General features: G+C 73.5%; 24 protein-coding genes and 3 pseudogenes. 13 read left to right on the top strand and 14 right to left on the bottom strand.

Annotated features, from left to right (window positions below):
- Window positions 1–48 precede the first annotated feature (48 nt).
- The 4 genes from AB0469_RS34230 to AB0469_RS34215 all read right to left on the bottom strand — a co-directional run bounded on the left by AB0469_RS34230 (window position 49) and on the right by AB0469_RS34215 (window position 3,333).
- A complete protein-coding gene (locus AB0469_RS34230) occupies window positions 49–1,239 on the bottom strand; it encodes a cytochrome P450 (RefSeq protein ID WP_366455389.1) in 1,191 nt (396 codons plus the stop codon).
- A gap of 258 nt (window positions 1,240–1,497) precedes the next feature.
- Window positions 1,498–2,109, bottom strand: a complete 612-nt coding sequence (locus AB0469_RS34225) for a hypothetical protein (protein ID WP_366455388.1) — start codon at window positions 2,107–2,109, stop codon at window positions 1,498–1,500.
- A 155-nt stretch (window positions 2,110–2,264) separates the two neighbouring features.
- Entirely contained in the window at window positions 2,265–2,543 is a 279-nt protein-coding gene (locus tag AB0469_RS34220; RefSeq protein ID WP_366455387.1) for a hypothetical protein, read from the bottom strand.
- A 184-nt stretch (window positions 2,544–2,727) separates the two neighbouring features.
- Window positions 2,728–3,333, bottom strand: coding sequence for a L,D-transpeptidase (locus AB0469_RS34215; RefSeq protein WP_366455386.1), 606 nt, complete (start codon window positions 3,331–3,333; stop codon window positions 2,728–2,730).
- Between the two features lie 284 nt (window positions 3,334–3,617).
- On the opposite strand from AB0469_RS34215, the gene AB0469_RS34210 reads away from it, so the two are divergent.
- Entirely contained in the window at window positions 3,618–4,910 is a 1,293-nt protein-coding gene (locus tag AB0469_RS34210; protein ID WP_366455385.1) for a hypothetical protein, read from the top strand.
- A 468-nt stretch (window positions 4,911–5,378) separates the two neighbouring features.
- Here AB0469_RS34210 and AB0469_RS34205 read toward each other — a convergent pair whose 3' ends face one another.
- On the bottom strand, window positions 5,379–6,212 hold the full coding sequence (locus tag AB0469_RS34205) for a hypothetical protein (RefSeq protein ID WP_366455384.1): 834 nt from the start codon (window positions 6,210–6,212) through the stop codon (window positions 5,379–5,381).
- 215 nt (window positions 6,213–6,427) lie between these two features.
- A complete protein-coding gene (locus AB0469_RS34200; RefSeq protein ID WP_366455383.1) occupies window positions 6,428–6,775 on the bottom strand; it encodes a DUF1330 domain-containing protein in 348 nt (115 codons plus the stop codon).
- Window positions 6,776–6,891: 116 nt separating this feature from the next.
- Between AB0469_RS34200 and AB0469_RS34195 the strand changes: the two genes are divergently transcribed.
- Window positions 6,892–7,401 carry a MarR family transcriptional regulator gene (locus tag AB0469_RS34195; RefSeq protein WP_366455382.1) on the top strand — a complete coding sequence of 170 codons (510 nt, stop codon included), beginning with the start codon at window positions 6,892–6,894 and terminating at the stop codon, window positions 7,399–7,401.
- A 99-nt stretch (window positions 7,402–7,500) separates the two neighbouring features.
- Here AB0469_RS34195 and AB0469_RS34190 read toward each other — a convergent pair whose 3' ends face one another.
- The 3 genes and pseudogenes from AB0469_RS34190 to AB0469_RS34180 form a co-directional block, all read right to left on the bottom strand.
- Window positions 7,501–7,824 carry a hypothetical protein gene (locus AB0469_RS34190; RefSeq protein WP_366455381.1) on the bottom strand — a complete coding sequence of 108 codons (324 nt, stop codon included), beginning with the start codon at window positions 7,822–7,824 and terminating at the stop codon, window positions 7,501–7,503.
- A gap of 34 nt (window positions 7,825–7,858) precedes the next feature.
- Window positions 7,859–8,293 (bottom strand): hypothetical protein, encoded by a 435-nt coding sequence (locus AB0469_RS34185; RefSeq protein WP_366455404.1) that lies wholly within the window; start codon window positions 8,291–8,293, stop codon window positions 7,859–7,861.
- Between the two features lie 155 nt (window positions 8,294–8,448).
- Window positions 8,449–8,867: pseudogene (locus AB0469_RS34180) on the bottom strand (hypothetical protein).
- Window positions 8,868–9,132: 265 nt separating this feature from the next.
- On the opposite strand from AB0469_RS34180, the gene AB0469_RS34175 reads away from it, so the two are divergent.
- Window positions 9,133–10,923 (top strand): hypothetical protein, encoded by a 1,791-nt coding sequence (locus tag AB0469_RS34175; RefSeq protein WP_366455380.1) that lies wholly within the window; start codon window positions 9,133–9,135, stop codon window positions 10,921–10,923.
- Window positions 10,924–11,226: 303 nt separating this feature from the next.
- Window positions 11,227–12,456: a cytochrome P450 gene (locus tag AB0469_RS34170; protein WP_366455379.1), complete on the top strand. Its 1,230-nt coding sequence runs from the start codon at window positions 11,227–11,229 to the stop codon at window positions 12,454–12,456.
- A 62-nt stretch (window positions 12,457–12,518) separates the two neighbouring features.
- Here the strand turns inward: AB0469_RS34170 and AB0469_RS34165 are convergent, their stop codons facing one another.
- The 4 genes from AB0469_RS34165 to lanL form a co-directional block, all read right to left on the bottom strand.
- Window positions 12,519–13,376 carry an ABC transporter permease gene (locus AB0469_RS34165; RefSeq protein ID WP_366455403.1) on the bottom strand — a complete coding sequence of 286 codons (858 nt, stop codon included), beginning with the start codon at window positions 13,374–13,376 and terminating at the stop codon, window positions 12,519–12,521.
- Between the two features lie 11 nt (window positions 13,377–13,387).
- The gene (locus tag AB0469_RS34160; protein ID WP_366455378.1) at window positions 13,388–14,500 is read right to left on the bottom strand and encodes an ATP-binding cassette domain-containing protein; all 1,113 of its coding nucleotides are present in this window, start codon (window positions 14,498–14,500) and stop codon (window positions 13,388–13,390) included.
- 302 nt (window positions 14,501–14,802) lie between these two features.
- Window positions 14,803–14,958, bottom strand: a complete 156-nt coding sequence (locus tag AB0469_RS34155) for a VenA family class IV lanthipeptide (RefSeq protein ID WP_198959863.1) — start codon at window positions 14,956–14,958, stop codon at window positions 14,803–14,805.
- Between the two features lie 44 nt (window positions 14,959–15,002).
- Complete coding sequence (lanL, locus tag AB0469_RS34150; RefSeq protein WP_366455377.1) at window positions 15,003–17,684, bottom strand: class IV lanthionine synthetase LanL; 2,682 nt, start codon at window positions 17,682–17,684, stop codon at window positions 15,003–15,005.
- A gap of 854 nt (window positions 17,685–18,538) precedes the next feature.
- On the opposite strand from lanL, the gene AB0469_RS34145 reads away from it, so the two are divergent.
- The 8 genes and pseudogenes from AB0469_RS34145 to AB0469_RS34110 all read left to right on the top strand — a co-directional run bounded on the left by AB0469_RS34145 (window position 18,539) and on the right by AB0469_RS34110 (window position 24,150).
- The gene (locus AB0469_RS34145) at window positions 18,539–19,036 is read left to right on the top strand and encodes a VOC family protein (protein ID WP_366455376.1); all 498 of its coding nucleotides are present in this window, start codon (window positions 18,539–18,541) and stop codon (window positions 19,034–19,036) included.
- 46 nt (window positions 19,037–19,082) lie between these two features.
- Complete coding sequence (locus tag AB0469_RS34140; protein WP_366455375.1) at window positions 19,083–19,802, top strand: hypothetical protein; 720 nt, start codon at window positions 19,083–19,085, stop codon at window positions 19,800–19,802.
- Window positions 19,803–19,838: 36 nt separating this feature from the next.
- Window positions 19,839–19,992: pseudogene (locus AB0469_RS34135) on the top strand (IS5/IS1182 family transposase); the annotation flags it as partial.
- Window positions 19,984–20,061, top strand: a pseudogene (locus AB0469_RS34130) (IS5/IS1182 family transposase); the annotation flags it as partial. The pseudogenes AB0469_RS34135 and AB0469_RS34130, both read left to right, overlap by 9 nt.
- A gap of 318 nt (window positions 20,062–20,379) precedes the next feature.
- Window positions 20,380–20,625 (top strand): hypothetical protein, encoded by a 246-nt coding sequence (locus tag AB0469_RS34125; protein WP_366455374.1) that lies wholly within the window; start codon window positions 20,380–20,382, stop codon window positions 20,623–20,625.
- A 34-nt stretch (window positions 20,626–20,659) separates the two neighbouring features.
- Window positions 20,660–21,751, top strand: coding sequence for a zeta toxin family protein (locus AB0469_RS34120; RefSeq protein WP_366455373.1), 1,092 nt, complete (start codon window positions 20,660–20,662; stop codon window positions 21,749–21,751).
- Between the two features lie 173 nt (window positions 21,752–21,924).
- Complete coding sequence (locus tag AB0469_RS34115) at window positions 21,925–23,283, top strand: serine hydrolase domain-containing protein (protein WP_366455371.1); 1,359 nt, start codon at window positions 21,925–21,927, stop codon at window positions 23,281–23,283.
- Between the two features lie 90 nt (window positions 23,284–23,373).
- On the top strand, window positions 23,374–24,150 hold the full coding sequence (locus AB0469_RS34110) for a hypothetical protein (RefSeq protein ID WP_366455370.1): 777 nt from the start codon (window positions 23,374–23,376) through the stop codon (window positions 24,148–24,150).
- Window positions 24,151–24,241: 91 nt separating this feature from the next.
- Here the strand turns inward: AB0469_RS34110 and AB0469_RS34105 are convergent, their stop codons facing one another.
- Window positions 24,242–25,447, bottom strand: a complete 1,206-nt coding sequence (locus AB0469_RS34105; RefSeq protein WP_366455369.1) for an enoyl-[acyl-carrier-protein] reductase FabV — start codon at window positions 25,445–25,447, stop codon at window positions 24,242–24,244.
- Window positions 25,448–25,704: 257 nt separating this feature from the next.
- On the opposite strand from AB0469_RS34105, the gene AB0469_RS34100 reads away from it, so the two are divergent.
- Window positions 25,705–26,220 (top strand): HIT family protein, encoded by a 516-nt coding sequence (locus tag AB0469_RS34100; RefSeq protein ID WP_366455368.1) that lies wholly within the window; start codon window positions 25,705–25,707, stop codon window positions 26,218–26,220.
- The last annotated feature ends 16 nt before the right edge of the window (window positions 26,221–26,236 follow it).

Here is a 26,236-nt window from a genome sequence, read left to right as displayed (position 1 = left end):
CGCCGGGGTCGACGCCCGCCGAACCCCGCCCGGCCCGCGGGGCCTCGGCTACCGGGTCAGGACGGGGAGCGAGGCCAGCCCGCGGACGAGGCGGGTGCGCCGCCACTCCAGTCGGTCGGGCGGTACGGCGAGGCGGATGCCGGGGAACCGGGTCAGCACCGCGCGCAGGGCGATCTCCATCTCGGCCCTCGCCAAGGGGGCGCCGACGCAGCGGTGGATCCCGTGCCCGAAGGCGAGGTGGGCGGCCGCGTCCCGGTCGGGGTCGAGGTCGTCCGGCGCCGGGAAGCGGTCCGGGTCCCGGTTGGCGGCTCCCAGGGCGACCAGGACCGGGACGCCGGCCGGGATCTCGGTGCCGCCGAGGGTGACAACCTCCGTGGTGAACCGGAAGGTGGCCGTGCTCACCGCCGGGTCGAAGCGCAGCAGTTCGTCCAGCGCCGCGGGGATCCCGTCCGGATCCTGCCGGAGGCGGTCCAGCACGGGCGGGTGCCGCAGCAGTGCCAAGAGGGCGTTGCCGAGGGCGTTGGTGGTGGTCTCGTGTCCGGCGACGAGCAACAGCACGGCCAGGGAGACCAGTTCCTCCTCGCTCAGGCGGTCCTCCCCGTCCCGGGCCGAGACGAGCCGGTCCAGGAGCGAACCGCCGGGGTCCCGGCGCCCGGCGGAGACGAGGTCGGCCATGTACGCGGCCAGGGCGTGCGAGGCCGTGTCGATGGCGTCGGGCTCTCCCGCCGAGAACAGCTCCGCCGACCAGCGCCGGACCGCGGCCCGGTCGGCCTCCGGCACTCCGAGCAGCCGGCAGATCACGATGACCGGCAGCGGCACCGCCAGGCGGGCCACGAAGTCGAGCGGTTCGCCGACGGGCCACTGGTCCAGCAGTTCGTCGGTGACCCGGGCGATGAAGGGCCGCAGTTCCTTGACGGCGCCCGTGGTGAACGCCTTGGTCACGAGCCTCCGGAGCCGGGTGTGCCGGGGCGGGTCGCTGGCCAGCATGCTGCGGGACACCGCCGGGTGCAGGCGGCGCCGTGACTCCCGGCCCGCGAAGAAGGCGCCCGTGTCCTTGGAGAGACGGGGGTCGACGAGGGCCTCGCGGGCCTCCGCGTAGCCGGTGACCACGTAGGTGGCACGCCCCGCGGGACCGTCGGAGACGGACTGCACCGGGCATCGGGAGCGCATGGCCGCTTGGGCCGCGTACGCCGCATAGGGGTCCCGGAGGGCACGGGGGTCCTGAGCCGGCCCGGTCATGGCCTCGGACTCCGACCGACGGCGCGGGCTTCGGCGGGCCCCCGCTCCTCCGCCGCCGCGTCGGCGGCGGACCGCGGCACGGCTTCGCAGACCCCGCCCTCCGTGCTGAACGGCCTCAGCCCCGACACCCCCTCCGTACGACCTTCGACCCGGCCTTCGACCCGGCCTTCGACCCGGCCTTCGACCCGACCCACGTCCCCCAACCTAGCCGTTCACGGGCACACCCGGGTGGGCCGAGGGCTCGTGCGCGGCGGACGGTCAGGCCCGGTACGGGTCCCAGCGTCCCAGGCGGGCGAGCTCGCGGCGGGTGGCGGCCTCGGTCAGGCCGAGTGCGGCCGCGGCCTGCGCCGGGGTGGCGTCGTGCCGGGCCGAGCGGGCGGCCCGGTAACCGGCCCCGCCGGCGGTGATCTCCAGCCGGCGGACCGCGCGTACCGCGGCCAGGGGCGAGCTCTTGCCGAGCCTGCCGATCTCGGCCTCCAGCTGGTTCAGCAGGTGCGTGATCGTCTCGGGCAGCGGGATCGTGGCCGCCTCGACGGCGCAGGTGTGGGCGTCCCAGTCCCGGCAGCAGGCGTCCGCCTCTTCGCCCGCGGCGTCCTCCAGGTCGTGTCCGCCGATCGCCGACCAGTCCAGGCCGTGGTCCGGGCCGGTCCAGCCGCACCAGCAGACCCCGCGCAGGGCGGCCGCCCGCGGGACGTGGGGGAAGTGGCCGTCGTAGACGGACCAGTGGGAGGTCTGGTGTACGTCCGGGCCCGAACCGGTGTCGAAGAACGCCGGGGCCGGCACCGTTCCGTCGGCCAGCAGTACGCCGACCCAGCCCTCGTGGGAGGCTCCGAACTCGTCCGTCGTCCACGTCTCCCTGTCGTCCGCCATGGCGTCCCCCTTCAGCGTGGCGGCCCACCACCACGGCGGGCCTCCCCCCGACCATGGCGCACCGATGCCGCGGGGTCAGGAGAACCGGGCAACTCCACGCGGCCTTTCCCCACGCCGGCCGTCCCGACCCGACCCGGCCCGCCGGCCCTGAGGATTCAACGGCGTATCTCCTCCATCAGACGCAGGGCGCACGGGAGGTGCGGCTTGGCGGACTTCGGCAGGTACCAGAACGTGCCGTCCGCGTCGCGGGCCACCGTGCACGGGACGCCCTTGAGGGATTGGGGGTGGTGCCGCCGCGCCTTCTTGTCCAGTTCGGCGAGCGCCTCCGTACGCGTCCTGTTGCGGGTGAGGCGATCGAGGACCGTGAACCGTCGGCTCGGGGCTCCTTCGCCGACGGTGCGGGCCTCCTCCTCGACGATCAGCCAGATGGGCATCGGTCCGTCTCCTTTCGTGTGGGGTGGAGGGCCGGTCCCGGCGGCTCCGGCCGTTGCGGCGGTCCCGCCGCAACGGCCCGTGCACGCCTGGCACACGCCGTCACGGCCGCAGGCCCGGCATCGGGGCGGGCGCAGTGGCTGCCCGGCTCTCCGGTTCCTTCCGGGGTTCGGGGCGGTGGGAGGGTCAGCCGACGACGCGCAGGGTCTTCGGCCAGCCGTTGCGTTCCAGGAGGCGGAACATCTTCTTGATCTCCTCGGGCCGCATCTTGATGCAGCCCTTGGAGCGGAAGTCGTTCGGGTCGCTGTCGGTCCACCTCCGCTGCTCGGTGCTCCCCTGGCTCCCGTCCCTGTTCATCTCGCTGTGGATGAACAGCTGATCGCGTACGCGGCCCGTGCCGTCGGCGCACTTCTTGTCGGACAGGCGGATGGCGTAGCCCTTGATCAGGTCGCCGTCGTACTTCTCGTGGTGCTGCCCGACGGTGTACGTGCCGTCGGGGAGCCAGCCGCGGCCGGTCGCGCACTCGTCGGTGGTGGTGCCGGATCCGGCCCGGAACTCGGCCAGCACGGTGCGGCCGCCCTTGACGACGTACAGGCGGGAATCGGAAGGGTCCTTCCGGTTCTTGTCGAACCTCAGCTGGACCGCACCGTCCTGCGGTGCGCCGCCCGCCACCGCCGCTGCGGGCTCCTCGGCCCGCGCGCCGGGCGCGGGGCCCGCGAGGAGGACGATCGATCCGGCTGCCAGGACGGCCGCGGCGGAACGGGCCGCGCGGGACGACAGGGTGCTGCTCATCCGCGTTACTCCTTCGGTGAGTTCGGGCGGCCCGCGCTGATCCGTGTCGCTACGGTCGGCGGATGCCGATGCGGTGGGACACAGGGGTGGTCTGCGAGGCCGGCAAGCCGTGCGGGGCTCGGCGGGATCCAGCTTCGAGGGGCTCCCGGCAGCACCGCCAGAGCCGCGGGCGGGGGTGGCTTCCCCTACCCGTCCCGCTCTCGTCCCGTTCCCGTCGTACGGCGCTGACCTGTGGAAACGTTGGAACTCGGGATGCCGGAGGGACAGTGGCGGGAGACGGGGACATGCGCGACGGTGCGGGGGCCGAACCGGACGGGGCTCCCGACGCGGCCAGGGTGGTGCTCGCCGACAGGCTGCGCGGCGCATGGGAGGCGTCGGAGTCGAAACTGCCGTTGGACCGGCTGGAGGCGAAGCTCAAGGAGCGGCTGCACGGCCGGAACATCAAGGGGCTCGGCCGCTCGTCCGTGGCCCGCTACATGGACCGCGCGCACACCACCCTGCCGGACGAGGCGGTGCTCACGGCGCTGGCGGAGGTCTTCGGGGTCGACGACCGGGAACTGACCCTGTGGCACCGGCTGCAGACCGAGGCGAGGGCAGCCCGACGCCAACGCCGCCTCCAACGCCCGGCGACCGACCGAAGGCCCGGCGCCCTGGGCGCCTCAGACACCATGACCCCCGAGGCCGCTCACCGGCTCACGTCGTGCGACGGCGCCGCGCGCCCGGACGGCGCTCGCTGGGCCGGGCGCCGGGATACCTCAGAATCCCCGGGAACCCCGGATGCCTCAGAGTCCCCGGGCACCCCGAACGCCTCAGAGTCCCCGGGCACCCCGAACGCCTCGGAGTCCCCGGGCACCCCGAACGCCTCGGACACCCCGGCCTCCGAATCCGCCGCAGCCCGACCCGCCGGCGGTCCTCCCTCCCCCACCGCTGCACTCGCCCCCTCCCCCGTCCCCGACGCCACCCGGGCGCCCTGGTGGAGCCGCATCCCGACGGCGGTGAAGTTCGCCTCGGCCGCCCTCGTCCTCGCCCTCGCCGCCGGCGGCGCACTGGGCTGGCCGTACCGGCACGACCGGACCCCGGACGGGGCATCCGCCGTGTCCACCGCAGCGGCGCCGGGACCGGTCCGCCTCCCGACGGCCGGCGTGACCCCGGGGCCCGGCGGGGTCGAGAAGGGAGCAATCGGCGAGGACAGCCGCTGCGGCGCCCTCCTCAAGGGGCCCGGGGCGGTCCTGTGGCGCGTGTGCGCACGCGTCGAGCCGGACCGCGTCTCCTTCGCCCTGAAGATCGTCAACGGGGGCCGGGCCGCAGCCGGGGTCAAGGTCCGCCTGGAGTACGCGCGAGCCGGCGAGTTCCACGCTTGTCCGGAAACCTCGGGCACCCGGATCCTGAGCATCCCGGCCGGGCGGACCGTCCTCACGGACCCCGGCCAGTGCGCCACGCCCCGGGAGGACGTCCCCTTCGCCTACCAGGGCGTGGGCTGGGTCCTCGCCGAGGACGCCGACGCGGGCTCGTACGAGCTCTCCCCCACCGCGCACGTCTACCCCCAGCGCGTCATCTGGAAGCCGGACCTGGTCTGACCGGACCTGCCTCCGCTCCCTCCCGGTCCGCCGAAGTCCTGTGCGTCGAAGGCGGCCGGGGGGCGGCGAGGTCGTCCGTGAAGCGGCCCAGGAGCCTTCCCAGCGTGCGGCGGCCTCCGGGGACCAGTCGGCCAGGGCCTGGAGCTCGCCCTCAGGTAGCGGTCGGCCGAGGCCGAGCCCCTGGGGGACGCCTCGACCAGCCTGCCCCGCCGGTCGTCCGGGTCGACGACGCGACGCACCAGTCTGCGCCGCCCAGCCCCGATCCCGCCTGCTCCATGGCGTGTTCGACCAGGCCGCCGCGGTTGAGGGCCGTGCCGAGCCGGGTCGGGCGCGGGGGTACGCGTCCGCGTCCGGCTGCGGCGCAGCCGGACGGAGCCCTTCCACGACCGGGAACCTCCTCCCCCGCAACCGCTCCGTCCTCGTCTCCGGTGCCTGCGTCGCCGGACCCGCGATCCCGCCGGACGGAACCTAGCGGCCGAGGAGCGAGCGCAGGGTGATGCCGTACCGGGTGCGCAGGCGCCGTATCTCCCACAGGGAGAGCGCGGTGACCGAGAGCGGGCCGCCGAGCATGAACGTGTAGATCACCTCGGGCGGCGCGGCCACGTCCGGGCCGTCGAAGAGCTGGAAGCCGAAGAGGGACCAGACCAGCAGCGGTGACAGCAGGGCCGGCAGCAGTTCGTGCACGTCTCCCGTGCGGAAGCAGCTGTTCAATCCGACGACCAGGGCGACCAGGGTGAAGAGGACGGCCGCGAGGAAGACGACGGCGCAGGCGAGGGTGAGCACGACGAACAGCAGCACGACCAGGAGACCGGTGAAGACCGTGCCCAGGAAGGTGCCGAACAGCCCGAAGGTGATGTCGTGCTGGCCCACGTCGCCGGGGGTGATGATGTCGCCGCTCAGACCGGCCGCCGTCAGCCAGATCACGCCCACGCCGAGGACCGGCGCAGCCAGCGCCCGCAGCGGACCGAGCAGGCGGCCCACGTAGAGGCGCCCCAGGGGGGCGCGGGCCAGGGTGATGCACACGGCTATGCCGATGACACCGGTCACCACGACGATGGCGCAGCCGATCAGCAGCTCCTCCAGCTTGCCGACCAGGAAGTCCTGGCGGCCCGCGCGCAGGGGGTAGGCCAGGATCAGCCAGATGGCGGCCGCCAGCCCCAGGACCGTGCGGATGCGCTGCATCCAGGCGATGAGCGGGTCTTCGACGCGGTCCGGACGGGCGGGTTCGGCCAGCGCTCGGGCCATCGCTACGGGGTTGGGCAGGGAGCTGGCCTGCTCGTTCAGACGCTGACGGGTGATCAACTGAGCCCTCCGGGAGAGGTGACGCGCGGGAGGCGGCGCCCCCGGGTTCGGCATGCCCGCGTCACTATTATCGTCGCCTCGACGATAATAGGTCATGGCCGACCGCGCGCGCACCGGCGGACGGGAACCCCGCGCCCACGCGGTCCGGCCCGCCATGGACGCCGGCCGACGACGCACGGGAGGCGGGGGAACCGCACGCCGCGCCCCCCGGCAGGTCAGCCGGGGAGGCCGGCCACGAGCTGGACGTCGACTTCGCGACCCATCACCCCGACGCGCCAGGCGGCCAACTCCTGGTAGGCGGGCGACGCGTACCAGTCGCGGGCCGACCGCTCGCTGGGGAAGCCCACCAGCGCGGTCTTCGTATAGGCGGACGAACCCTCCAGCCGCGTCGGGGCGCCGAAGGCGAGCAGCCGACCGTCGAACGCGTCGAGCGTCGGGCCGACATGGGCCAGGTAGTGGCCGAGCGCGGCATCGGGCGTGTGGTCGGTACGGATGAACAGCACGTAGTGCACGGACTTCTCCTCGTCACTCCGCCGCACCCCGGTCGGGCACAGCCAGGCCATCAAACACTCCGATGGCGAAAATTTTGATATCGAAGCTTTGCTGGGCACGACACTAACCCCGCGGCAACATCGGAGTCAAACGATTCGACGTCGAAGCGTTCTGCTAACCTGGCGCCATGCGCGACACGGTGGACGAGGTCATCGAGCAGTGGGACGCCCTTCGCCCCGGGCTGGACACCGAGCCGATCGGGGTGGTCCTGCGGATCTTCCGCGCCTCACGCCACCTCGACCAGGGGATCAAGGGCTACTTCGACGAACACGGCCTGGAGACGTGGGAGTACGACATCCTCGCCACGCTCCTGCGCGCCGGCGGCGGCAACACCCTCCGCATGAGCGACCTGGCCGGCGCCGCGATGATCAGCCCGGCCGCCCTCACCAACCGCGTCGACCGGCTGGTCGCCAAGGGCCTGGTCACCCGCGCGACCGACCCCGACAACCGGCGCCTGGTACGCACGGAACTCACCGCCGAGGGCCGCCGCATCGCCGAGGACCTGATCGAAGGCCACCTGGCCAACGAGCGCGAACTCATCGAAGCCCTCACACCCCGGGAACGAGACCAGCTGGCCTCACTGCTGCGCAAGCTGCTCGTCCCCTTCGAAGCCGACCCCCGCGCGACGCGGGCCTGACGCCGACGGCCAGGGATCGCCTGCCGTCTGGCGGTACCGGGCGAGGTCCGCACCGGCGCGCCCGGGGCGGGTGCGCCGGCGGACCGTACGGGCGGCGGACTAGCGGGGGATGTCCTGGCGCTCCCACGCGTCGGCGCCCTCCGGCAGGTTCGCCGGGGGCGCGTAGTCAGGTGACGGGTGGACGAGTTCGGGGTGCTCCACGACGTACTGATCGCCGTGGATCGCCGCCATCGCCCAGTGCCACGCCTCGTCGTGGAAGACCAGCCCCCGGTACGGTGTCCCGGCCGGCTCGTACGGATACCACTCCACGGCGGCCTTCCTGGCCTCCTCCGCGGGCAGGCCGCCATGGCGCTCCATCACCCATGCGTAGCCACGCCGCTCGGCCGTCAGGCAGGCGAGGTACTCCGATTCGCTCCATGTCACGGTCCCACGGTAGACCGGCCGGGAGACCGCGGGCTCAGCCCCGGTGCCACACCGGCGTGTAGCGCCAGAACAGCCGGCGGCGGATCCGCGCACCGGGCAGTACACGCCGCGCCTCGCGGACGACCTCGGCGAACGTCATCGTCGCCGACCGGACCGGCGCCGTCATCGAGGCCGGCGGTTCCGCCGTGCGGCCCCTGTTCTTCAGCCGGCCCATGGCGGCGTTCAGCGGAACGGCAGCGGCACCGAGCAGATGGTCGGCGGGGGTTCGCGCGCGCCAGAGCCCGACGACGGCCAGTGTCCCTCGGAGCCTGGCCAGGCCGCCCGTTCCGCAGCCCACGTCCAGGGCCGCGCCGAAGCGCCCGGGGAGCTGCCGCGTGATCCGCCGGTGGTAGTGGGCGTTGTGGTGCCGGGGATGGGCGGAGTTGAACCGGTCGAGGGCGTGCAGGAGGCGGCTCGGCGGTGTCGTGATACCGGGAGTCCATCAGACCCGCCTCCCGGTCCGGGCGGCGGCAGGGCGGCGGGGAGGAGGCGCCTCGCCCGTGGAGCGCACCGGCGCGGGTCGGCCCCGCCCCACCGTCCCCCGTGACGGCCGGCTCCCCGGCCGCCGCGGATGCGGGCCCGCCGCTACAGCTCGTAGTCCTGGGCCAGTTCCTCCCAGGGGATGCCGCGCAGGCCGGGATCGGCGTCCTCGCCCGACGGGACCTCCGGTGCCGGCTGGAACCAGGCGACGACGAGGGAGGAGCCGTCCATGGCCGGGTCCAGCGCCGCCGAACCGAAGACGCCGACGCACGCCACCGACGGCAGCACCTCGACGGGACCGAAGGCGCCGGCGGGCTCGTCCGGGTACGCACGGGAGGGCGTGACGAGGTGGAACGGCCCGGAGGAAGAGGCCTGTTCGGCCTGCCGCCGGAGCCAGGCCACCTTCAGGTCGTTGATGCGCGCGCACGGATAGCCCTCGATCATCCCTCCGTAGGTCGAGGACATCCGCAGGTCGGTAGCCGGAGGGAACGACCCGAGGAGAGGACTATCTGACCCAGTGACATGCCGACACCCTACGCGCACCCCACGCGCACCCCACGCGCACGCTTCGCTCCCGGGGAGCACCGGTGTTCGGGAGCACCGGCGTTCGGGAGCGCCGGTGTTCGGGAGCGCCGCCGCCCGCCGTAGGGCCCGGCACCCGGCGGTACGGCTCCGATCGGGTGGAATGCCGGTGGGGTTCGGGGGCGCCGCGGGTGCCGCCGCGGGCGAAGAAACGATCGGGGCTTGGTACCACGGTCGCGTTCCCCCGCGACCGAAAGGTGCTCGCCCATGCCCCCCACCCTCCGCAACGCACCAGTGCCGGCGACACCCCGGCGGGGAAGGCCCCGCCGGCGGCGCGGACCGGCGGCCCTGCTCACCGGAGTCCTGCTGGCCGCCGTCCTGCCCCTGGCCGCCGGGGCCCCGCAGGCCGGGGCCGCCGTCGGGATCGCCGAGTACCCCGTGGCGAACCCCAGCACCCCGGTCGGCATCACCACCGGACCCGACGGCAACCTGTGGTTCACCGAGGCGGTCGGCAACAGGATCGGCCGGATGGGCCCGACGGGCACCCTCATCGCCGAGTACCCCCTGCCCGGCCAGTTCAGCACCCCGCACGACATCACCACCGGCCCGGACGGGAACGTCTGGTTCACCATGCAGCACTTCGACTCCCGGGTCGGGAAGATCGACACGAACGGCACGGTCACCGAGTACCACCTCCCCGACCAGTTCGTGGAGCCCACCGGCATCACCTCCGGCCCGGACGGTGCCCTGTGGGTCACCGAGCAGAACGGCAGCCGGATCGCCCGCATCACCACCGCCGGCGCCGTCACCGAGCACCCCCTGCCCGCCGGCTCCGGCCAGCCGTCCTACATCACCACCGGGCCGGACGGGAACCTCTGGTTCACCGAGACCGGCGCCAACGTGATCGGCCGCATGACGCCGTCCGGCGCGGTCACCGAGTTCCCGGTGCCCGGCGGCGGCGGCCCGACCGACATCACCGCGGGGCCCGACGGGAACCTCTGGTTCACCTTGTTCGGCGGCAACCGCATCGGCCGGATCAGCACCTCCGGCGCGATCACCCAGTACGCCCTCCCCTCGAACGGCTCCGCGCCCCAGCCCCAGGACATCACCGCCGGCCCGGACGACAGCCTGTGGTTCACGGAGCGCAACAGCGGGAAGGTCGGGCGGATCAGCACGTCCGGCGTCGTCGCCGAGTTCCCGCTGCCCTCCTCGGAGCGCGGTCCCTGGGGCATCGCCAAGGGCCCGGACGGCGACATCTGGTTCGCCGAGACGGCCGGATACATCGGCCACCTCCACCTGACCGGCGCCGACCTGTCCGTCGCGAAGTCCGACACCGGGTCCGACCCCGTCGTGGAGGGCCAGAACGTGACGTACACGCTCACCGCGACGAACAACGGCCCGCAGACGGCCGAGGGGGTCGTCCTCCAGGACACCCTCCCCGCCGGGTTCCAGTTCGTCTCCGCCTCCCCCGGGTGCACCGCCGCCGGCACCTCCCCGGAGGTGGTCACCTGCGGCGTAGGCACCCTCACCGCCGGTGCGAGCGCCGTACGGACCGTCACCGCGACGGCCACGACCGAGGACGTCGCCGTCGACACGGCGGGCGTGGCGGGCGCCGTCTCCGACCCGGCCCCGGGCAACGACACGGCGACGGAGAGCACCACGGTCGACGCGGTCACCTGCTTCGGCGAACAGCCCACCATCGTCGGCACGCCCGGCGACGACCAGATCAACGGCACGCCCGGACGCGACGTCATCCTCGCCCACGGCGGCAACGACACCGTCAACGCCGGCGCGGGCGACGACCTCGTGTGCGGCGGCCCCGGGGCCGACTCGATCACCGGCGGGCCCGGCAACGACCGCATCGCGGGCGGCACCGGCGACGACACCCTCCACGGCTCCCCCGGCGACGACACCCTGACCGGCGGGCTCGGCGACGACACCCTCTTCGGCGACGTCGGCAACGACGACCTCGACGGCGGCCCGGGCACGAACAGCAACAACGGCGGCCCCGGAACCGACGTCTGCACCAACCCCGGCACGGGCCCCGGCTGCCCCTGACCCCGACGGGGTGCCCGCAGAACCCGGTCCGGGCATCCGGACCGGGAACCGGACCGGGAACCGGACCCGGACCCGGACCCGGACCCGGACTCGGACCGGGACTCGGACCGGGACTCGGACCGGGACTCGGACCGGGACCGGGACCCGGACCCGCGGGCACCCCGGCCCCCAGCGCGCCGTCCCGCCCCCGGCCGCCGGAGGAATCACCCCGCCGAACGAGGCGCGCCGCCCCGGTCACGGCCGGACGGCGTTGCACGCTCGTTCTCCGTGGCGCCGACGACATCCCCACCCCCGGGAGGCAACATGATCGAGCGGCCGGTCCCCCTCCCCTATGCCGACCCCGCCTTCGTCGCGGACCCGTTCCCGCTGTACCGGCAGCTGCGCGAGGAGGGGCCCGTGCGGCGCGTCATCGTCGCGGGCGCCCTGGAGGCCTGGCTCGTCACCCGGTACGACGACGCGCTCGCCGCCCTGTCCGACTCCCGGCTCAGCAGCGACGTACGGGACGCCTCGGACACCCGGCTGCTGCGGCAGCTGCCCGGGACGGAGCGCGCGTCGATGCTGAGCAACATGCTCCGCAGCGACCCGCCCGACCACACCCGCCTGCGCCGACTGGTCTCCAAGGCGTTCACCGCCCGTCGGGTCGCCGGTATGCGGCCGCGGATCCAGTCGCTCACCGACGGGCTGCTGGACGCACTCGTCCCCGCCGGGCGCGCCGACCTCGTCGCGGACTTCGCGCTGCCGCTCCCGGTCACGGTGATCAGCGAACTGCTCGGGGTGCCGGTGGACGACCGGCACGACTTCCAGCACTGGACCGACCGCATGGTCAGGCGGGGTGCGGAGCCGCTGGACCCGGCCGTGGTGGACGAGGCGTGGCAGCACATGCGCGCGTACGTGGCCGGGCTGATCCGCGCCAAGCGGGCGGATCCCGGCGACGACCTGCTCAGCGGCCTCATCACCGCGCGGGACGAGGAGCAGCGGCTGTCGGAGGACGAACTGGTCGCCATGGTGTTCCTGCTGCTGGCGGCCGGCTACATCACCACGGTCAACCTGATCGGCGGCGGCATCGCCATGCTGCTCGCCCATCCCGCACAGCTCGAACTGCTGCGCTCGGACCCCGGGCTGCTGCCGGGGGCCATCGAGGAGTTCCTGCGCTACGACGGCCCGGTCAGCCCCGGTATCGCGCGGTTCGCCCGTGAGGACGTCGAGATCGCGGGCGTGCGCGTGCCGCGCGGCGCGACCGTGCTCATCGGCTCCGCGCTCGCCGACCGCGACCCGGAGCGTTTCCCCGACCCCGACCGCCTCGACCTCACCCGGCAGGACAACGCCCACCTCGCATTCGGGCACGGGATCCACTACTGCCTCGGCGCTCCGCTGGCCCGGCTGGAGGGAGAGATCGCCATCGGGACCGTCCTGCGCCGGCTGCCCGGGCTCGCCCTGGCCGTGCGGCCGGACGAGATCCCCTGGCGGCCCGGCGGGCTGCGCGGTCCCGAGAGCCTGCCGGTGACGTTCGACCCGGGCCCCGGCACGTCATAGGGGCGTCGCAGGGGACGGGCGGACGGGCCGACGAGCCGACGGGCCGACGTCCGGACGGGCGCCTACTCGGGGCGGCCGAAGCGGTGGGCGGCCCACAGGAGGGCCAGGACGCCGATCGTCAGGAGGCCCGCCGCTTCGAGGGCGAGCGGGGGCTGGCGGCCGAACCACTCGATGCCGGCCACGGCAGCCTGCTGCGGTTCCCTGACCCCGATGGAGCGGCGCAGCAGGTCGATGCCGTAGGCGAGCGGGTTGCAGGCCGCCAGGGTCCGGGCCCAGCCCGGCAGGTTCGCCAGGGGGAAGAAGCCGCCGGAGAGGAAGAGCAGCGGCGTCATCACCAGGCCGAGCAGCATGTGGAACATCTCGGCGCGGGCCAGGCTCACGGCCAGGGCCAGGGACATCGAGGTGATGGTGAAGGAGACCAGCACCACCCCGGCCAGGAGCAGGGCCAGCAGGAGCGGGTCGTAGGGCAGGCCCGCCAGTCCGGCGAGGAGGAGCAGCAGGGCGCCCTGTACCGCGGCGACCGCGGTGCCGCCGGCGCAGCTGCCCAGGAGCAGGGTGGAGCGGCGGACGGGTGCCATCAGCAGTTCGCGCAGGTAGCCGCTCTGCCGGTCGGTGATCAGCCGGATGCCGACCATGATGGCCGGGGTCTGGACCGTCATCATCAGCATGCCGGGGAACAGGTAGGTCTGGTAGCCGACGCCCAGGGCCGCGTCGGGGATCAGGGCGGCCAGGCCGCCTCCGAGGATCAGGAGGTAGAGCACCGGCTGGGTCAGCATCAGCGCGGTGTGGAGGCGCTGGGAGGCCAGGCGCAGCAGGTCGCGGTGGACGAGGCCGTGGACGGCGCGCAGTTCGCGGCGCAGGCGTACGAGCGGCGCGGGGTCGGGGGCGTAGGGGGTCTGCGGAACGTCCGGCGGCCGCACGGCGGATGTGGTCACGGGCCCTCCCCGCTGGTCGTCGTGGTGGTGTGCGGCGCGGCCGCGCCGGCCCCCGGCAGGGGGCGTGTCCCGTGGATGCTGCGGCCGGTGTGGTGGAAGAAGACGTCGTCGAGCGTCGGCGGGGTGGCGGAGGCGGCGTGCACGGGGATGCCGTGGGCCGTCAGGGCCCCGCACAGGCGTGGGATCCAGGAGCTGCCGTCGGGCAGGCGCAGGGAGATCCCCTCGTCGTCCAGCGTCGTGGCGGTGCCCGGCGGCGCGGCCCCGCGCACCACCTCGCGCGCCGCCCGGTCGTCACCGGTGCGCAGCACCACCCGGTCGTCCCCGATCGCGGCCTTCAGGGCGACGGGGGTCCCCTGCGCCACCAGGCGGCCGCCGTCGATGATGGCGAGGCGGTCGCAGTTCTCGGCCTCGCCGAGGTAGTGGGTGGTGACGAAGAGCGTGATGCCCTGCCGGTCGCGCAGTGCGCGCAGGTGCTGCCAGACCTGGGCGCGGGCGTGGGGGTCGAGTCCGGTGGTGGGCTCGTCGAGGAAGAGGATCCGTGGTTCGTGCAGCAGGCCGCGGGCGAGTTCGAGGCGTCGTCGCATACCGCCGGACAGGGTGCGCACCGGGGAGTGGTTCCGGTCGGCCAGTCCGACCGCCTCGAGCGTCTCGGCTGCGCGCCGGCGGGCGTCGCGGCGGCTCAGCCCGTAGAGGCGGGCGTGGATGCGGAGGTTCTGCTCGGCCGTCAGGTCCATGTCCAGGGCGCTGTGCTGGAAGAGCATCCCGACCTGTCGCCGTACCCGGTCGGGCTGGTCGAGCACGTCGGCGCCGGCCACCGTGGCGCGTCCGGCGGTGGGCCGGGCGAGGGCGCACAGGAGGGAGATGGTGGTGGACTTGCCCGCGCCGTTGGGGCCGAGGAAGGCGAAGGTCTCGCCCTGGTGCACGTCCAGGTCCAGGCCTCGCACGGCCTCGACTGCGGTGCCGTCCGGGCCCGGGTAGCTCTTGACCAGACCGCGCGTGCTGATGGCGTACGCCGGTCCCTGCTCCGGCCGCGCGGCGTCCGGGTCGGTGGGGGCGGCGGCCAGGAGGGTGGCCCGGGCGGGGGCGTTGTCGCCGGCGTGTGGCTGCATGGTCGGGTCCTCGTCTGCGGGGTGTGGTCTGCGGACTCGGGCGGGCAACGGGTGAGCCGGGCACGGACGGGCCGTGCCCGGCTCCCCGGTGGAGCGGGTGTGTGCTCCGGCAGGTGGCCGCCGCCATGGGCAGGCCACCGGCCGGAGGTCGTCCGGCCCCTGTCGTTCCGTCCCCGCGCGGCACTGGCGGGCAGTACGGGGTGCTCCCCGCCCGCGGGGTCCGCTGCTCAGCGTGCCGTCGACCTGACCGCTGTCGTCGGGGCCGCCGTGCAGTGGCGGAGCCGAAGGGGCCTACCGCCGGGTCAGGCGCAGCTGATGCCCACACAGACGGTGTTGAGCAGCGTCAGGAGACCGACACACGCGCAGGTGTCGGCGAACGGAACGCCGTCGACGCCGATCGGGTCGGTCTCGGGAAGGGCGTGCAGGTGAGCCAGCAGTTCGAGGTCGCGGTTCTCCATGACTTTCTCCTTCTCTCTGAGGTGGGCGGCAGGTTCCCTGCCGCTCAGCCCGGCTGCTGGATCGTCCAGTGCCGGGAGTCTGTGTGCCGGGTCCGCAGGAGGAACGCGAGGATCCCCGCGGATCCGTCGCTCCAGCTCGTCGAGACGTCCCCGTACTCGGTGGGGAAGACGACGTGGCCGTCGCGGTGGGCCCGTTCGGCTGCGATGAGGCGGGCCAGGTCCTCGGCCATCGCGTGGTAGGAGGGGTCCCCGGTGGCCGAGGCCATGTCGAGGAGGAAGTCCCCGTTGCCCGCCAGCCCGTGGCACTGGGCGAGGGGCGCCCGGGAGGCGCGTTCGACGACGGCCCGGGCGGCGCCGCGGGCGAGTTCGGCGTGGCGCTCGTCGCCGGTGGTCCGCCACAGCCGGATCAGGAAGGACCCGATGCCCGCCGAGCCGTGGCACCAGTACGGCGCCGTGGGCACGTCGCCGGCCTGGGCCGGCCACTGGGCCGCCCCGCCGATCCGCACGGCGCCGGCCACCAGCTCCTCACCGGCGGCGACGGCCAGGTCCAGGTAGTCCCGGCGGTCCGCGACGGCGGCTGCTTCGAGCAGGAAGTATCCGATGCCGGACGTTCCGTGGGCGAAGCCGAGGTAGCGTTTGCCGGCCTCCTTGGCGACGGCTTCGGCCGGGATGGGCCAGCTCACGCCGGAGGGCCCGGGCCGGGCGGCGGCGGCCAGCCGGTCGGCGGCTGCGACGACGAGGTCGGCCAGCCGGGGGTCGCCGGTGCGGTGCCACAGGTGGGCGGCGGCCAGTCCGCTGCCCGCGTGGCCGTGGGTGATGTCGTGGCTGAGCGTCGACTCCTGAGGGGCCAGGGCCAGGGCCATCGCGTGGTCGGCGAGGCCGCGGTCGTCGACGGCGCGTGCGGCGTCGTACAGGGCCCATGCGGTCCCCCGGCCGCCGAAGTGCAGGCCGGGGCGTGCGGAGCGGGTGTCGGTCCGGTCGGCGATCCAGCGGCCCGCGGTGGATATCACCTCGGGCAGGCGCGGATCGCCGGTGAGCTCGAAGTACCGGGTCAGGACGGCCAGAACGCCGGCCGCGCCCTGCTGCACGGTACAGGGGTCGGTCTCTCCGGCCCGGGTGGACACGGGCCACAGCCGCTGCGCGTCCTTGGGCGTCATCGAGTCGACGAGGTGCTCGACGATCCCCGCCGCCGCGGCCTCCGGTGTCGCGTCGGACCGCGGGGCTGCGGGGCGGCGCCCGTCCGGGGCGGCGGGCGGCTGCTGCCGCGTCCCGGCCGTCCGGCGCAGGGCCGCGCGGGCCACGTCCGGGTCCCAGCGCTCGGCGGGATCGTCCTTCATCAGCCCGAGGATCATCTCGGGCAGGCCGTCCGGGAGGGGGAGCGCTGCCTGGGCGGCGGTGAGCCACTCGGCGAGCCGCTCGTCGGCGGACCGGTCGGCGGGTCGCTCGGGCAGCAGGGTGGGCACCTTGCCGTTGAGGACGAGGCAGAGGGTTGCGCCGAGGCTGTAGTAGTCGGCCGTCGGGGAGACGGGTGCGTCCAACAGGCGTTCGGGCGCGCTGAATCCGGGGGTCCCCACCGTCGTCGGGAGGGCCTCGTCGTCCTCCAGGACGGCGAGTTCGAGGTCGATGAGGCGCAGTTCGCCGTCGGGGCGGACCATGATGTTGCCGGGGGTGAAGTCCCTCAGGACGCAGCCGCGTGCGTGGGTCGCGGCGACGAGGTCGATCAGCCGGCCGGCCTGGGTGAGGGCGTCGGCGCGGTAGCGTTCGGCGCCGGCGTCGCGGAAGTGCTCGGCCACCCAGTTGCGCAGGGGGACGCCGGGGATCTCCTCCTGTGCGAGGAAAAGGTGTCCGCCGTGCTCGAACATCGCGAGGAGCTCGGGGGCCAGGCCCGTGCCGGCCAGTTTCTCCAGCGTCCGCGCCTCTGCGCGCAGCCAGTCGCGTACGTCGGCGCCCGAGGCGTCGGCCTCCACGTGCGGGCGGGCCTCCTTGATAACCACCGGCGCGCCCGTGGTGACGTCCGTGCCCCGGTAGACGCCGCCCTTGTTGGTGTGGCGGATCGCCTCCCGGACCGAGAAGCGGCCGCCGAGCAGGACCGGGCCCGCCGGCGCCTGCTGCTTCTGCGGCGGGACCGGCACCGATGCGGGGAAGGGGCTGACCGCCCAGGACGGGGGTGCGTACTGGGCGGTGCGCACGTCCTCGACGGGGTTGCCGTCGGGATCCTCGAAGTACCAGACCAGCAGTCCCTCGTCGGAGAGCCGCCGCCGGCCGACGAAGGCGCCGTAGCGGTAGTGGACCAGGCTGTTCACGGCGTAGGGCTGGTCGGAGAGGATCCGGGGGCCGGCCAGCCCCGCCGTGGCGGTGTGCAGTTCCTGCGCGAGGCGGGCCGCGTCGGCGTCGGAGCGGGGGTAGACGGTGATGAACTTGCCCGAGCTCCCCCGGGGCGTGGCACGGGAGTTGAGCGCGCTCACCTGGTCCAGGGACCGGGCGAACTTGAACGCCGACCCGTCCCGCAGCAGGATGCCCAGGGCCTTGGCGAGGACCACCGGCGCGGAGGCGGACGTCGCCGACACGTGCAGTTTCCAGCCCTGCTTGGGGAGGTTCGCGGACTCGGGCGTGAGGCGGCACCACATCTCGTCCGTGTCGGTGGTCCACCGCGTGCCCGCACCGGTGGATTCCAGTACCCGGCGGAGGAGTTCTTCGAGGTCGACTTCGGTTGCGTGGCTCGTCATGCCCGTCCCTCTCAACGGTGAGGACCGCTGGTTGGAATATGCCTTCGGTAAGGAGAAACGTACAACCGGGGCCCGGTTCGCGTCACTTGATTCGACGGGCGCACGGTGTTGTTGCAAGGCCGGATGGTGTCAACCGGCGCAGAAAGGAAGTGCGGGAATGGTGCGCGCGGTGGTATTGCTCCGGGCGCCCGTTCAGCGCTGAAACAGATGGGACCACAAGGGACTACAGGGAATGAAATCAGCCCGGGTCGATGCGCCCCGAATCCCGCGCGGCGCCTGCGTTCCGTCCAGAGGCGACCGGGAGGGGGACAGTGGTGCGGACCTGGGGTGCAGGTCTCCGAATGTCACGGTGACCAGCACCGTTCTGGGCATCAGTGCCAGTCGGGCCTCGATTTCGACGGAGGTTGCGGGGCGGTGCGAGCGGGTCGCGGTTCGGTTCGACCCGGTTCGCAGTGGACGTTATCAACGCCCCGCTTACGGCCCACAGCTTTCCCGCTGCACGGGCTGCGGTAAAAGGTTCGATTCCGCCATGTCGCCAACCAGCTACGGAACGTGATCCGGCGTCCGTTCATGATTCTCGATCACATGCCTGAGCTGCATACCCTCGAAGATATTGAAGAATAAACAAACCGTGCGGTCGCTCCGGAAACGGCTCAATCCTGCGAGTGGACCGCTGAGAGCGCGCTCGGAAATGCGACGACTTATGGGACCGGTGGTGAGACAGGGGTGCGCAATGCCTCGTCTGACTGCTGGGACCGCGTCGCCCGGGGCCGGACGGCGCGACCGTCGTCGACGGCTGCGCCGCCGGCCCGCAGCTCCCTCACCGCGCCCGCGCCCGGGCGTACCGTGACCGCATGGAACAGCGCATCACCCTGGTCACGCTGGGGGTTTCCGACCTCGCCCGCGCCACGTCCTTCTACGGGACCCTGGGCTGGCGGGGCCAGGAGGTCGAGGAGACCGTCTTCTTCCAGGCCGGCGGTCTGGGACTCGTGCTGTGGGACCGCGACAGACTCGCGGCGGAATGCGGCCTGGAGCCGGGGCCGGGACGGGCGGCCGGCTTCGGCGGGATCGCGCTGTCCCACAACGTCCGTTCCGACGCCGAGGTGGACGCCCTGCTCGCGGCAGCGGAACGGGCCGGCGCGAGCATCACCAAGCCCCCTGCCGTGAACGCCGTCGGGTTCCGCTCCGGCGCCTTCGTCGACCCCGACGGCCACGCCTGGGAGATCGCGCACAACCCCGGGATCCCGTTCAACGAGGACGGCTCGATCACCCTCCCCGACTTCGGCGCCACCGCCCAGGGGGTGTCCGGGAACCGAGCACCTAAGCCCTGTCCCGCAAAGATCTCGCGGTAGGCAGCCAGCTCCGTCGACCGGGCGGTGACGCGGCATGATGGCCCGCGTGACCAATGCACACCCCGTACGGATAGCCGGCTATCACGACGGCCCTTTCGGTCTGAGCCCCGAGCTGCTGGACGAGAGGTCGTTCTGGATGGGGCACCTCTACCCCTGTGCCGGGAGTGGAGCAGCCGGTGGGCTGATGTTCGGACCCGGCCATGCCTGGGCGGACCACCGGGCCCACCGAGAGCGTCTGTGGCGGCGGGCTGAATGGCCCCTCTTCACCATCCCGCTCGCTGCCGGTCACCAGCTCCACGTCGTCTACCGCACCGTTCCTGACGAGGAGGGGGTCGACTACCTGGTGAACCATCCCGACTGGGACCGTGCCGAACTGCTCGCGCGCACCGACGGGCACTTCATGGGCCCCGGACTGTCCTGGCCGGACCTGGTCGCGGCTGCGGACAACGGCCTGCCCGGCGGCACCGTCGCAGACCCCCATGCCCGCCTGTTGCTCCTGCTGCCCGCCTTCGCGGACTCGGACGCACCTCCGGAGGCCGTCGACCGCCTGGCCGCGGCCTTGCGGACCCGCCTGGGCTCGCAGACCGCCGCGCCGCTCGCCACGGCCATGCTCGAAGCGCAGGGACTGACCGGTCCGGTGTGCTGGGCAGCGACCGAGAACGGCACGCGGATCAACGACGGCAGGTACTCGTTCCGCAACCCTGCCAATGACTTCGCCCTGCCAGGCGACCGCTTGGCCCGGGTGAGTGCCGCACTGGCCGGGTGAATGGTCGGGCGTGATCCGCCCTGAGAAGATCTCGCCGTGACTGGAGTGATCACGGCAACGGAACCGTCCTGGACAGCCCCGATTACCGGGTTGAGCCCGAGACGGTTCGGCGAGCTGGTGACGTTCCTGCGGCGCGAAGGTGCGGATGCGGTCCGTAAGGCGGCCGTGGAGCCTGCCGCTGGACTGCCGCCTCAAAGGCGACGGCGTCCACCACGCCTTGCTCGGCATCGCCCGCATGCACGACCTCGCCCTTGCCGGACAGGCCCACGGTCGGCACGACGGCCCGTCGCGCCCGAGATGGCTCGGAGACCAATCACGGGACAGCCCTTAAGGACCGGCTCGGTTTCGGGCATGGACGCAGATGCTACAACGGCCGTCCCGGCAGCACATGATCTCCGAACTCCGGCGCCCTGTCGTCGGAGTTCGGCGGCGGTGGGGCCATGCCGATCAACCCGTCCGGCGGCCTCGGGCGGACTGGGCCCGGACCGAAGAACCGCGTCGGGCGGCGCCGCCACCGAGCCTTGGTGTGATCATCTGGATCATCTAGGGTGACGACCGGAGAGAAGAGGGGGCCGTCATGACCGGCAAGCCATCGCTGCGCGACTACATCGACCGCTACGCGGCCGGCGAGATCCCCCGTGACGAGGCACTGGCGGCCATCGCCGCCTGGGACTTCGAAGAGGAATGGTTCGACCCGGCGCACACGGCTCCGACGCACCAGGACAACACCCTGGCCGTCGTGGCGCAGGCCCGGGCGCTCGGCAAGCTCGCGCCCGAGGACGTCGAGGTCATCCGGGAACACCTCCGGCGCCGCGGAATCTGAACCGCGGCCCGAAGTCGATCAGGGGGAAGCACACGTGCCCGTGACGGGTGAGTACGAGCCGCTCTACCGGGAGCTCCAGCAGCGGATGGGGCCGGGCGGGGACCTGTCGGTGGCCGGGGAGTTCGACACCAAGAACCGCCACCAGGCGTCTGGCCTGTGGACGCCCGAACGGGCGCTGCTGCACGACGCGGTGATCGAGCGCTTCAAGAGCCAGTGCCGGGGCAAGCCGCGCGACGGCCACGCCGTGCTGTTCACGGGCGGCGCGCCCGGATCGGGCAAGGGCAGGGCACAGCGCAGCCTGCCGCAGTGGCAGGCGCAGGACTCCGCGCTGGGTGACGAGCTGCGCCGCGTGCACGGCGTGGACCTCGACGACTACGTCGTCCTCGATCCGGACGAGTTCAAGGTCGCCCTCTTCGAGCAGGGCGGCGCACCCGAACTCCCCGCCGCCCTCGAGCGCCTGTCCGACGGGCGGCCGTTGTCCCCGTCCGAGAAGGCCTCGCTCGTCCACCGGGAGTCGGGCCACGTCCAGGACGTGGTCGAGCGGTGGGCCCGCAGCGAGGGCTACAACCTGTTGTACGACCAGTCCCTCCGGGCCCTGGGCTGGACCTCGAACCTCCTGGCGGACCTTCAGCGCGAGGGCTACGACAAGCGCGTGCTGCTGTCGGTCGAGGTCCCCGAGCAGCAGTGCCTGGAGCAGAACGCCGACCGCTGGCTGGCCGGCCGCCGCGCGTTCGACGCCGGACGCGACTGGTACGGCGGACGCATGGCGCCGGAGGGTTTCATCAGGAGCCTCTACGCGGACAGCAGCACGGGCCGCGGCTACTCCATCGGCCGGGAGAACGCCGAGAAGCTTGCGGAGCAGGGTCTGGCCACCGGGCTGATCACCACGGACCGGGGCGACTTCGGTCCGCAGGCAGGGGCTCGGGCGGCAGCCGCCGGTGCGGCCGCGGGCCAGGCGTTCGAGCAGGGCGACACCACGGTGCGGGTCCGCCGGGGTGGCGAGTTCCTTCCCGGCGTGAACCTCCAGGCCCCCCTGGTCCGGTCCCCGCGGGGCGTGGCCGCCCCGCCCACGCCCCGGCCGCAGGGACCGGGCCCCTCGCTCGGCGCCGGAGGCGTCGGTCTGTGAGACGGGCCGGGGCGGAGAGGGTCCGGCCCACCGCGCCGGGCCCGTGCGGGTCGGACGACCGCGCCGCACACCGCCTGCCCCGCCCCGTCCGCAGCGCCCCGTTCATGCCGACTTGCTAAAATGGGGTGGTTCCACCCGTGTCGGGGGCCGAGCGCTACGGTCGTGATGCGCGCATGGACACCTCCCGAGCTCCCCGGGCCCCCTCCCCGGCCCGGTCGGGCCACCGCACGCCGGGCCGCCCGCCCCGCAGGACCCTGGTGGCCTGCTGCACGGCCCTCCTGATCGCGAGCGCCGCCGGTCCGGCGGCCGCCGCGACCCTCCCGGACCCCTCGGCCAACCCCTCGGCCACCCCCTCCGCGACGGCGAGCACCCGCCCGCCCGGGTCCTCCGCGTCCGCACTGAAACCCATCGATCCGGCCGCCTTCCAGGCCTCCGTCGCACGCATGGCGAAGAAGCTCAAGGTGCCCGGCGCGTTCGTCCTGCTCCGCACCCCGCAGGGCACCTACCGGGCCGTCGTGGGCACCACCGAACGGGGTACGGCGAAGCCCCCGGACGCCGGGACCCACTTCCGGATCGCCTCCAACACCAAGACCATGACCGCGGCGTTGATCATGCTCCTGGCGCAGGACGGCCGGCTCAAGTTGAACGATCCGGTCTCCGCCTACGTTCCCGACGTGCCGGGCGGGGCCGACATCACCCTCTCCGACCTCCTCACGATGCGCAGCGGGCTCTACAACTACACCGACGCACCCGAACTCTCCGCGGCCCTCGACGCCGACCCCGGGAAGGCCTACACCCCCCAGGACGTCCTGGCCATCGCCTTCCGGCGGCCGCCCGACTCCGCACCGGGCACGGCCTACGAGTACTCCAACACCAACTACGCCCTGCTCGGCCTCGTCGCCGAGAAGGCCGGCGGCCGCCCCCTCGCCCAGCAGTTCCAGGACCGGCTCCTCGCTCCGCTGGGCCTCTCGGACACCTCCCTGCCCGGCGTCGACGACCGCTCCCTCGCCGAGCCCTTCTCCCACGGCTACATGTACGGCGGCACCTCCTACGCCCTGGTGGACGAGCCGTACCCCGCGGCCCTGACCAAGGCCGCCGAGGCGGGGAAGCTCTCGCCCGTCGACTACACCCACCAGAACCCCTCCTACGCCAACGCCGCCGGAGCAGCCGTCTCCACCGCGCAGGACCTGGCCACCTGGATCCGGGCGCTGGTCGGGGGCGATGTCCTCGCCCCCGCGACCCAGCGGCAGTGGCTCGCCAGCCCGCAGGCCGAGAACCCGGCCGCGCCCAACGGCCAGGAGTACGGCTACGGCATCGCCCACCAGAGGTTCGGCCCGAACGCGGCGATGTACTTCCACGGCGGCGAACTCCCGGGCTACAACTCCTTCATGGGCTACGACCCCGACAACGACGTCACGCTCGTCGTCTGGACGAACCTCACCCTGTCGCCCGACGGCCGGACCACCGCCAACGCCCTGCTGCCCACCATCCTCAACCAGGTCTACACCGGCCTCGACCTCCCCACGGGCTGACGCACCCCCGGCGGGGCATCGGAGTGGCGGGCCCTCGGCCCGGTGGCGTGGCCCGGTGGCGGACGGTCGCCGGCCGGCCCGCCCCTGTACGTGTCCGACTACGGGAACAACCGGGTGCTGGCCCTGCCCGCGGGCGGCGGCGAACAGATCACGGTGCCCCTCGACGGTCTGGTGCGGCCGACCGGCATGGCCTGGGACTCCGCGGGCCGGCTCTACGTCTCCGACACCGGCGACAACCGCGTGGTCATCCTGCCCCCGGACGGCGGGGAACGGTCCGTCGTCCCGACGACCGGCCTGTGGCGCCCGCTGGGCCTGGCCGTCGACCCGGCCGGGAACCTGTACATCGCCGACAGCTTCAACGACCGGATCGTGAAGGTGGCCGCCGGCGGCGGGGGCCAGTCGACCGTCGCCACGAGCGGACTGCTGCACCCCTGGGGGCCGGCATGGGCGCCCGGGGGGCGGCTGTACGTCTCCGACTTCGTCGACGACCGGGTCGTGGAAGTGGCCGTGGACGGGAGCGGCCAGAGCACCGTGCCCACGACCGGCCTCTCCCAGCCGACCGGGCTGGCCGTCAACACCGCCGGCGACCTCTACGTGTCCGACAGCGGCAACGGCCGCGTCGTGCGGGTGGCCGCGGGCGGCGGACCGCAGACCACCGTGCCCGTCACCGGCCTGAACTCCCCGCTCGGCCTCGCGCTCGACGGCACGGGCAACCTGTACGTGGCCGACGGCTTCGGCAACCGGGTGCTCCGCGTCCGCGAGACGGGCGGCGACCAGACGACGCTCGCCTTCACCGGCCTCAACACCCCGACGGGCCTCTCCTTCCCCCCACCCACCGCCCGCCCGCGCCACGAAGCCGGCCGGTAGGGCACGGAACCCGACCGCCCACCGGAACGCCCGACCCGGAGCCACCCGCCGATCCCCTGGCGCAGGTCTCTGCGGGCGATGACCGAGGCCTTCACGGCCGCGGGGTGGGCCAGGGTACGTCGGTCTCGACCGGAAGGCCGTAGTCGACGGTGTCGACGTCCCAGCCGTACAGGGCCCTGACCTCGCTCATGAACCAGTCGGCCCCGGAGCGGGAGGCTTCCAGTCCGCGCTGCGGGTCGGCCCACAGTGCGCGGACCCGGTCCTGGACGCCGGGGTCGAGTTCCCAGCCGTCGAGCCGGATCCGCCCTTCGTCGTCGAGGACGAGGGGGGTGCGGCCTTCGAGCTGGTCCCAGAGGTCCACGGCCTGCTCCGCGGTCGTCCGGAAGCCGCTGTCGCCGAGGACGGTGCGCAGGAAGGCGGTGTAGAGGGCGATGGAGGGGATCGCGGTGGAGGCCTGGGTGACGGCCGCGCCGGCCACGACCGTGAAGGCGCGGCCGTCCTTCTCCTTGAGAAGGGGCGAGGCGTCGAGGTCGCGGGCGGTCTGCTCCAGGTGCGCCTTGGCCGCGCCGATGGTCCCCTGCCGGTAGACCGGTGCGGTCACCTCCGAGCCGACGTAGGTCAGGGCCGCGGTGGTGAACCCGTCGGCCAGGAGCCCGCGGGCGGCCAGGGCACGGACCCACGCGGCCCAGTCGTCGCCGCCCATCACCGCGACGGTGGCGCGCGTCTCCGCCTCGGTTCCGGCCTCGATCCGGGTGTGCACGACCGAGGGTTCGGCGGTGGAGAAGTCGAGGGCCGGGGCTTCGTAGGCGGCACCGAGGGGTTTGATCACCGAGTGGTGGACCTCGCCGGTGGCCGGGTCGGTGCGACGGGGGGCCGCGAGGCTGTAGATGACGTGGTCGACCGGGCCGTAGTGGTCCTCCAGCAGGTCCGCGACCTGCGATTTGGCGTCGGCGGAGAAGGCGTCGGTGTTCACGAGGCGGATGTCTTGCCCGTGCTCGGCGGCGAGTTCGGCGACGGCCGCCGTGCGGTACCAGCCGGCGCCGGCGGTTCGGCGGCCGGTGTCCGGGGTCTCGAAGGCGACGCCTACGCCGCGGATGCCGTGCCGGCGCAGCCCGGCCAGCAGGGTGGCGAGCCCGTAGCCGGCGGAGTGCCCGAGGACGAGGGCGACCGGGCGGCGGCCGTCGGTGCGGGCCGGGACCGCCTCCCACATGCGGCGGACGGTCCGGGCGGCGCCTTCGGGGTGGGAGTTGACGATGAGGAATCCACGCTGCTTGGGCTCGATCTGGCGAAGGCTCACGGGGTGTCCGATCCGTGCGGGGAGAGGTGGGCGAGGAGGCGCGCACGTCCGCGAACGGTGCGCGGGCGGGTCCCTCGTCCCGGATCGTATCCACGGTGCCGCCGACGACTCATGACGATCCGTCACCTGCAATGCGGCCGGTCCTTGTGGAATGGCGACCTTGACACCCGCCCCCGGACGCTCCCGCCGTACCCTCGGCGGAGGGAGCCCTCGGGGGCTTGCTCCCGGCAGGCTCGTACACCCGACGGAGGGCGCGTATGACGACGGACCGACAGCCGATGGATCTCGAGGCGTACACGGAGCGGGCGCGGAGCGGGCCTTGTTTCGTCTGCGCGTTCCTCGCGGGAGATCCGGACTACCGGCACGAGACGGTCTTCGAGGACGAGGAGCACATCGCGTTCCTGGACCGGTGGCCCACCCTGCCGGGGAAGGTGCTCGTCGCGCCGAAGGCGCACGTCGAGCACGTGGTGCGCGACCTGGACGAGGCGGCCTACAGCCGGCTGATGCTGTGCGTCCGGGAGGTGGCCCTCGCCGTGGAGGAGGTGTGCGGTCCGGAGCGCACCTACCTGTACTCGCTCGGCAGCCGGCAGGGCAACGCGCACCTCCACTGGCACGTCGCCGCCCTCCCGCCCGGTGTCCCCTACCAGGAGCAGCAGTTCCACGCGCTGATGACGGAGAACGGGGTCCTGACGCCCGCGCCGGACCAGGCGGCCGCGATGGCCGCGCGCCTGCGCGAGGCGCTGCGGGCCCGCGGCCGCCTCCCGCGGGCCTGACCGGCGCCGACGGCGG

The organism is Streptomyces sp. NPDC093801, from assembly GCF_040701585.1.
Lineage (GTDB): Bacteria > Actinomycetota > Actinomycetes > Streptomycetales > Streptomycetaceae > Streptomyces.
This window is presented reverse-complemented; position numbering and strand designations above follow the sequence as displayed.

What these genes read in the sequence shown, in the direction of transcription:
- AB0469_RS34230 (WP_366455389.1), bottom strand. Translation starts at nt 1,239, where the DNA reads ATGACCGGGCCGGCTCAGGACCCCCGTGCCCTCCGGGACCCCTATGCG.
- AB0469_RS34225 (WP_366455388.1), bottom strand. Translation starts at nt 2,109, where the DNA reads ATGGCGGACGACAGGGAGACGTGGACGACGGACGAGTTCGGAGCCTCC.
- AB0469_RS34220 (WP_366455387.1), bottom strand. Translation starts at nt 2,543, where the DNA reads ATGCCCATCTGGCTGATCGTCGAGGAGGAGGCCCGCACCGTCGGCGAA.
- AB0469_RS34215 (WP_366455386.1), bottom strand. Translation starts at nt 3,333, where the DNA reads ATGAGCAGCACCCTGTCGTCCCGCGCGGCCCGTTCCGCCGCGGCCGTC.
- AB0469_RS34210 (WP_366455385.1), top strand. Translation starts at nt 3,618, where the DNA reads ATGCGCGACGGTGCGGGGGCCGAACCGGACGGGGCTCCCGACGCGGCC.
- AB0469_RS34200 (WP_366455383.1), bottom strand. Translation starts at nt 6,775, where the DNA reads ATGGCCTGGCTGTGCCCGACCGGGGTGCGGCGGAGTGACGAGGAGAAG.
- AB0469_RS34195 (WP_366455382.1), top strand. Translation starts at nt 6,892, where the DNA reads ATGCGCGACACGGTGGACGAGGTCATCGAGCAGTGGGACGCCCTTCGC.
- AB0469_RS34175 (WP_366455380.1), top strand. Translation starts at nt 9,133, where the DNA reads ATGCCCCCCACCCTCCGCAACGCACCAGTGCCGGCGACACCCCGGCGG.
- AB0469_RS34170 (WP_366455379.1), top strand. Translation starts at nt 11,227, where the DNA reads ATGATCGAGCGGCCGGTCCCCCTCCCCTATGCCGACCCCGCCTTCGTC.
- AB0469_RS34160 (WP_366455378.1), bottom strand. Translation starts at nt 14,500, where the DNA reads ATGCAGCCACACGCCGGCGACAACGCCCCCGCCCGGGCCACCCTCCTG.
- AB0469_RS34155 (WP_198959863.1), bottom strand. Translation starts at nt 14,958, where the DNA reads ATGGAGAACCGCGACCTCGAACTGCTGGCTCACCTGCACGCCCTTCCC.
- lanL (WP_366455377.1), bottom strand. Translation starts at nt 17,684, where the DNA reads ATGACGAGCCACGCAACCGAAGTCGACCTCGAAGAACTCCTCCGCCGG.
- AB0469_RS34145 (WP_366455376.1), top strand. Translation starts at nt 18,539, where the DNA reads ATGGAACAGCGCATCACCCTGGTCACGCTGGGGGTTTCCGACCTCGCC.
- AB0469_RS34125 (WP_366455374.1), top strand. Translation starts at nt 20,380, where the DNA reads ATGACCGGCAAGCCATCGCTGCGCGACTACATCGACCGCTACGCGGCC.
- AB0469_RS34115 (WP_366455371.1), top strand. Translation starts at nt 21,925, where the DNA reads ATGGACACCTCCCGAGCTCCCCGGGCCCCCTCCCCGGCCCGGTCGGGC.
- AB0469_RS34100 (WP_366455368.1), top strand. Translation starts at nt 25,705, where the DNA reads ATGACGACGGACCGACAGCCGATGGATCTCGAGGCGTACACGGAGCGG.